Source organism: Flavonifractor sp. DFI.6.63 (genome assembly GCF_024462255.1).
In the GTDB taxonomy this organism is placed as follows: Bacteria; Bacillota; Clostridia; order Oscillospirales; family Oscillospiraceae; genus Lawsonibacter_A; species Lawsonibacter_A hominis.
Window position 1 is genome coordinate 69,415 of record NZ_JANGBE010000018.1, and the last position, 6,266, is coordinate 75,680.

General features: G+C 64.2%; 4 protein-coding genes. All 4 read left to right on the forward strand.

All coding sequences use genetic code 11. The annotated features are described in order from the left end of the window. Positions 1–33: 33 nt before the first annotated feature. The 4 genes from NE547_RS10795 to NE547_RS10810 all read left to right on the forward strand — a co-directional run bounded on the left by NE547_RS10795 (position 34) and on the right by NE547_RS10810 (position 6,021). Complete coding sequence (locus NE547_RS10795; RefSeq protein WP_186907882.1) at positions 34–297, forward strand: metal-sensing transcriptional repressor; 264 nt, start codon at positions 34–36, stop codon at positions 295–297. 81 nt (positions 298–378) lie between these two features. Further along, complete coding sequence (locus NE547_RS10800) at positions 379–2,907, forward strand: heavy metal translocating P-type ATPase (RefSeq protein WP_256175925.1); 2,529 nt, start codon at positions 379–381, stop codon at positions 2,905–2,907. Between the two features lie 348 nt (positions 2,908–3,255). Beyond that, a complete protein-coding gene (locus NE547_RS10805; RefSeq protein ID WP_256175926.1) occupies positions 3,256–4,611 on the forward strand; it encodes an 8-oxoguanine deaminase in 1,356 nt (451 codons plus the stop codon). Between the two features lie 42 nt (positions 4,612–4,653). Then, complete coding sequence (locus tag NE547_RS10810) at positions 4,654–6,021, forward strand: MATE family efflux transporter (protein WP_186907885.1); 1,368 nt, start codon at positions 4,654–4,656, stop codon at positions 6,019–6,021. The last annotated feature ends 245 nt before the right edge of the window (positions 6,022–6,266 follow it).

The following is a 6,266-nucleotide window of genomic DNA, read 5'->3' on the forward strand; positions in this document are numbered from 1 at the left end:
CATATACTACACCCCAGGGGGGTGATCCTCGTTATGATGGCAGACGAACAAAAAATCCTCCGTCTGATGAAGACGGCCCGCGGACAAATGGACGGTATCATCCGGATGGTGGAGGAAAACCGCTACTGTATCGATATTTCCCAGCAGGTCATGGCCACCGAGGCCATTTTGAACCGGGTCAACCGTGAGATCCTGGCCGCCCATCTGAAGCACTGCGTCCAGGAGGCCGCCAGCGCGACCGAGCGGGGGGAAAAAATCGACGAATTTGTCAAGGCTTTGGAGCGAATCCTAACGTAATGGCCGCCGGAGACGCCGAAGGACGGCCGTCCGGCGGACCGGGGTGACATCTCTTTGCATTGGAAAGTCTGGTGATTGCCTTTGAAACAAAAATTTAATGTGCGGGGCATGACCTGCTCGGCCTGCTCGGCCCACGTGGAGAAGGCGGTGGGCAAGGTAGCGGGCGTGGCGGCGGTAACGGTCAACCTGCTCGGCAGCTCCATGCTGGTGGACTATGACGACACCAGGACCGGTCCTTCTGCGATCATCCGGGCGGTGCAGGACGCGGGCTACGGCGCCGCGCTCCCCGCTTCGGACGAAAAGCAGGGCGCCGGGCCCGCCGCCCCGGCTGCCCGCGTCATGGAAGCAGAGCTGGCGGGGATGAAGCGCCGCTTCGTGATCTCACTCGTTTTACTGATCCCTCTGTTCTATCTGGCCATGGGGCACATGATGGGCTGGCCGCTGCCCGCCTTCTTCCACGACGAGCGGAACGTGTTCCTGACCGCCTTTCTCCAGTTTCTGCTGACCCTTCCCATCCTGTACGTCAACGACAAGTATTACAAGGTGGGCTTCCGGAGCCTGTTCAAGGGTGCGCCCAATATGGACTCGCTCATCGCCATCGGCTCCGCCGCCGCCATGATCTACGGCGTGGCCGCCCTGTTCCAGATCGCCTGGGGCCTGGGGCACGGGGACATGGAGCGGGTCCATCGCTGGTCCATGGACCTGTACTTCGAGTCCGCGGGCATGATCCTCACCCTCATCACACTGGGCAAGTTCCTGGAGGCCCGCTCCAAGGGCAAGACCAGCCAGGCCATCACCCGGCTCATGGATCTGGCCCCCAAAACCGCCATGGTGCTGCGGGACGGCGGCGAGGCGGAGATCCCCGTGGAGGAGGTGCGGGTGGGCGATCAAGTCGTCGTGCGGCCCGGCGGACGCATCCCGGTGGACGGCACCGTCACCCAGGGCCGCTCTTCCGTGGATGAATCCGCCCTGACGGGCGAGAGCCTGCCGGTGGAAAAGCTTCCCGGCGACAAGGTGGCCGCCGCCTCGATCAACAAATCCGGCTCCTTTACCTTCGCGGCCACCCGCGTGGGCGAGGATACCACCTTGGCCCAGATGATCCGCCTGGTGGAGGAGGCGGCCTCTTCCAAAGCCCCCATCGCAAAGCTGGCCGACAAGGTGGCCGGCCTCTTCGTGCCGGCCGTTATCGGGATCGCCGTCGTCACCGCGGCCGTATGGCTGCTCGCCACACGCTCCATCGAGCCGTCCCTGACCGCCGGGGTGGCGGTGCTGGTCATCTCCTGTCCCTGCGCGCTGGGGCTGGCCACCCCGGTCGCTATCATGGTCGGCACCGGCAAGGGCGCGGAAAACGGGATCCTGATCAAATCCGCCGAGGCGCTGGAGACCCTTCATACCATCCGGACCGTGGTGCTGGACAAAACCGGCACGCTGACCCGGGGCACGCCCCAGGTCACCGACTGCTATCCCAACGAAGGCGCCACCACGGAGGAGCTTTTGTGTGTGGCCGCCTCTCTGGAAAAGCCGTCGGAACACCCCCTGGCCGACGCGATTGTGGCGGAGGCGGCACAGCGGGAGATCCCCCTGGTCCCGGTAGCGGATTTTCAGGCCCTTCCCGGCCGGGGTATTTCGGCCAGGCTCCACGGCAAATCCGTCCTGGCGGGCAACCGCGCCATGCTGGAGGAGGCCGGGATCCCCTTCGAGGGCTTTGATCTCATCGCGGAGGAGCTGGCCAAGGCGGGCAAGACCCCGCTCTACTTTGCCGAGGACGGCAAACTGCTGGGCGTGGTGGCGGTGGCGGACACCCCCAAGCCGACCAGCGCCGCCGCCGTAGCAGGGTTCCGGCGTCTGGGCATCGACGTGGTGATGCTCACCGGCGACAACCGGCGCACCGCCGAAGCGGTGGGCAAGGCCCTGGGCGTGAGCCATGTGGTGGCCGAGGTGCTGCCCCAGGAGAAGGCGCGGCAGGTCGCCGCCCTCCAGGCCGGGGGCAGGCGGGTCGCCATGGTGGGCGACGGCATCAACGACGCGCCCGCTTTGGCGGGGGCCGACGTCGGCATCGCCATCGGCGCGGGGACCGACGTCGCCATTGAGAGCGCCGACATCGTGCTGATGAAAAGCGACCTGATGGACGCGGTGACCGCCGTGGAGCTGTCCAAACAGGTCATCCGCAACATCAAGCAGAACCTGTTCTGGGCGTTTATTTACAACATCATCGGCATTCCCCTGGCCGCCGGGGTGTGGTATCCCCTCTTTCACATCCAGCTCTCCCCCATGTTCGCCGCCGCCGCCATGAGCCTTTCCTCGGTGTGCGTGGTATCCAACGCCCTGCGTCTCAAGCGGTTCAAACCCACAGCGGCCGCCCCGGCCGCCGCGCGTGAACCAATTCATACGAATGGAGGAATCCGTATTATGGAGAAAAAAATGGTCATTGAGGGTATGATGTGCGCCCACTGTCAGGCCCGCGTGGAACAGGCCCTCAACGCCCTGCCCGGCGTCGCCGCCCAGGTGGACCTGCAGGCAAAAACCGCCACGGTCACTGGAACGGCCGACGACGCGGCGCTGAAAAAGGCCGTGGAGGACGCCGGATATCAGGTGGTCTCCATCTCCTGATCTCTGCCGCCGCGGCAAACCGCCTCCTCGTCCGCCGCGCAGAATTCCGCCGCCCGCAGACGGAGGCGAAGCGGAGCGGACCGGAAGTAAATTGCCCCGCAGGGGCAGGCAAGGGTCCCCCGGAGGCAATTCACCTTGTGTCGCCGGAAATGACGGGATTTCATCTGCTTCCGTCGTCTGCGGACGGCGGCGCTCTGCGAGGCGCTCCTACGGCAGGGTTTTTCGACAGCCTGGAGTGGCCTTGCCGCCTCTTCAGCCGCCTCAGCGCCGGGGAAGCTTCCCCGGCGCTTCCCTTTTGCCCCCTGCTGTGGTATCATGGAAGCAACTCAACCAGAAGGAGGCGCGGCCATGTCCACCCTGCTCATCAAAAACGCGCGCTATATCGTCTCCTGCGACGACCAGGACTCCCTGCACGAGCGCTGCAACCTCTTCATCCGTGACCAGGCGATCGAATACATCGGCCCTGCCCTGCGGCAGGCCGACCAAGTCATCGACGCCTCCCGCATGGCGGTGTATCCCGGCCTCATCAACACCCACCACCACCTCTACCAGCTCTTTTCCCGCAACCTGCCCGAGGTACAGAAAATGGAGCTGTTTCCCTGGCTGGTGACGCTGTACGAGGTGTGGAAGAACCTGGATGAGGAGGTGGTCTCCTGGTCCTCCCTCGCAGGCATGGGCGAGCTGCTGAAAAATGGATGCACCACCTGCTTCGACCACCACTATGTCTTCCCCGAGCGCTCCGGAGACCTGATCGCGGCCCAGTTCCGCTCCGCCGATACGGTGGGGATGCGCTTCCACGCTTCCCGCGGCTCGATGGACCTGTCCAAAAAGGACGGCGGGCTGCCGCCGGACTCCGTGGTACAGACCATCGACGCGATCCTGGCCGACTCCGAGCGCCTGGTGCGGGTCTGGCACGACGATTCCCGCTTTTCCATGCACCGCTTGGCGCTGGCCCCCTGTTCTCCTTTTTCCGTATCCGGGGACCTGCTGCGGGAAAGCGCGCGCCTGGCCCGCAGTCTGGGCGTGCGGCTGCACACCCACGTGGCCGAGACGAAGGACGAGGAGCAGTATACCTTGGAGCGCTTCGGCCTGCGGCCGGTGGCCTACATGCAGTCTCTGGGCTGGACCGGCCCCGACGTGTGGTATGCCCACGGCATCCATTTCAACGACAGCGACCTGCGCGTCCTGGCCGAGACCGGCACCGGCGTGGCCCACTGTCCCATCTCCAATATGAAGCTCGCCTCCGGCGTGTGCCGCCTGCCCGACCTGCTTCGCCTGGACATCCCGGTCGGGCTGGCCGTGGACGGCTCCGCCTCCAACGACGGCTCCAACCTGCTGGAGGAGCTGCGGGCGGCCTATCTGCTCCACCGGCTCACCTGGAGCCGGCAGGCCCCCACCGGGTACGAACTGCTCAAGGTCGCCACCCGCGGCTCCGCCCGGCTCCTGGGCCGGGACGACATCGGGCAGCTCTCTCCCGGCATGGCGGCCGACCTGTTTTTGGTGGATCTGGACCGCCTGGAGCTGGTCGGCGCCCAGTTCGACCCCATGTCCATGCTGGGCACCGTGGGCCTCAAGGGGCCGGTGGATTACACCATCGTCAACGGCGTGCCTGTGGTGCAGCAGGGGCAGCTGGTCACGGTAGACGAGGCGGAGGTGTCCGCTAGGGCAAACGAGAGCGCCCGGCGTTATCTGGGCCGGCTGTAAGGCGGCCTGCACAAATCTGAAATCCAAGGGAGAGGTACCGGAATGGAGTTGACTGCCTCACAGCCCCGCGCGCCGCTGTTTTCCCGGCAGGCGCTGCTGCGGCTGATCATCCCGCTGGTCATCGAGCAGCTGCTGCTGATGACGGTGGGCATGGCGGATACCGTTATGGTGACCACCGCCGGGGAAGCGGCCGTATCCGGCGTGTCCCTGGTGGACGGGCTCAACATGCTGCTGATCCAGATCTTTGCCGCCCTGTCCACCGGCGGAGCGGTCGTGGTATCCCAATACCTGGGCCGCCGGGAGGCGGAGCAGGCCAACACGGCGGCCAAGCAGCTGCTCTACGCCGCCGTGATCGCCTCCACCCTGCTGACGGTACTGGCGCTGATTCTGCGCCAGCACATCCTTTCCCTGCTGTTCGGGCAGGTGGAGCGCGCTGTGATGGCCAGCGCTCTCATCTATTTCCTGCTGACCGCCGCCGCTTATCCCTTTATGGCGGTATACAACGCGGGCGCGGCGCTGTTTCGTGCCATGGGCAACAGCAAAGTATCCATGTTCTGCTCCCTCATCGTGAACATCATCAACATTGCCGTCAACGCCATTCTGATTTTCGGCTTCGGCATGGGGGCCGCCGGGGCAGGTATCGGTACGCTGGTCTCCCGGATCGCCGCGGCCGTCATCATCATGGCGCTGCTCCGCCACCCGGAAAACCTGGTGCGGGTGGAGGGCCTGCTCCGCTTCCGCCTGCGCTGGGACATGATCCGCCGCATCCTCTTCATCGGCATTCCAAACGGCTTGGAAAACGGCATGTTCCAGGCCGGCAAGCTGTTGGTGCTCAATCTGATCACTACCTTCGGCACCGCCGCTGTGGCCGCCAACGCCATTGGGAACAGCATCGGCGGCGTCATCAACGTACCGGGCCAGGCGCTCGGCCTGGCGCTCATCACCGTGGTAGGCCGGTGCATGGGGGCCGGTGAAACCGACCAAGCGGTATCCTACGCCAAAAAGCTGGTGCGCGCTTGCTACGTCTGCATGGGAGTTATGAACATCGCCCTCTTTTTCCTGGCCGGGTGGCTGGTCACGCTGTTCGATCTGAGCATGGAATCCACCGCCATGGCCGCCCAGGTGCTGCGCTGGTTTTCGCTGTTCAGCATCTTTTTCTGGCCCATGTCCTTTACCATGCCCAACGCCCTGCGGGCCGCCGGGGACGCGGTATTCACCATGGCCGTCTCCCTGTGCTCCATGTTTGCCTGCCGGGTGGCTCTGAGTTATGTCTTTGCCTGCGCCTGGGGCCTGAATATGGGGCTGCTGGGGGTATGGCTGGCCATGTTCTGCGACTGGATCGTACGCGCCGTTTTCTTCCTTATCCGGTTTCTGCGCGGGAAATGGAAGTACATCCGGGTCATTGGATAGGCACGCTCCGCAGACTGCCGGTGCCTTTCCCGGCCATGCGGCAGAAAAAAAGCTTCAGCCTCACGGCCAATGTCATTAGATAATGTAGAATAAATTGCGCATAACTCTTGACGGCACCCGGTCGTGTCAAGATTTTTTCGCACTTTAGTTTGCAAGCTCTGGCATGAATGGAGTCAGCCGGCAATGGAGGCATCCTCAATGGCGGCCTCCAGGTGCTTCATATTCATGTACTTTTTGTTGCCCCA

What these genes read in the sequence shown, in the direction of transcription:
- NE547_RS10795 (WP_186907882.1), top strand. Translation starts at nt 34, where the DNA reads ATGATGGCAGACGAACAAAAAATCCTCCGTCTGATGAAGACGGCCCGC.
- NE547_RS10805 (WP_256175926.1), top strand. Translation starts at nt 3,256, where the DNA reads ATGTCCACCCTGCTCATCAAAAACGCGCGCTATATCGTCTCCTGCGAC.
- NE547_RS10810 (WP_186907885.1), top strand. Translation starts at nt 4,654, where the DNA reads ATGGAGTTGACTGCCTCACAGCCCCGCGCGCCGCTGTTTTCCCGGCAG.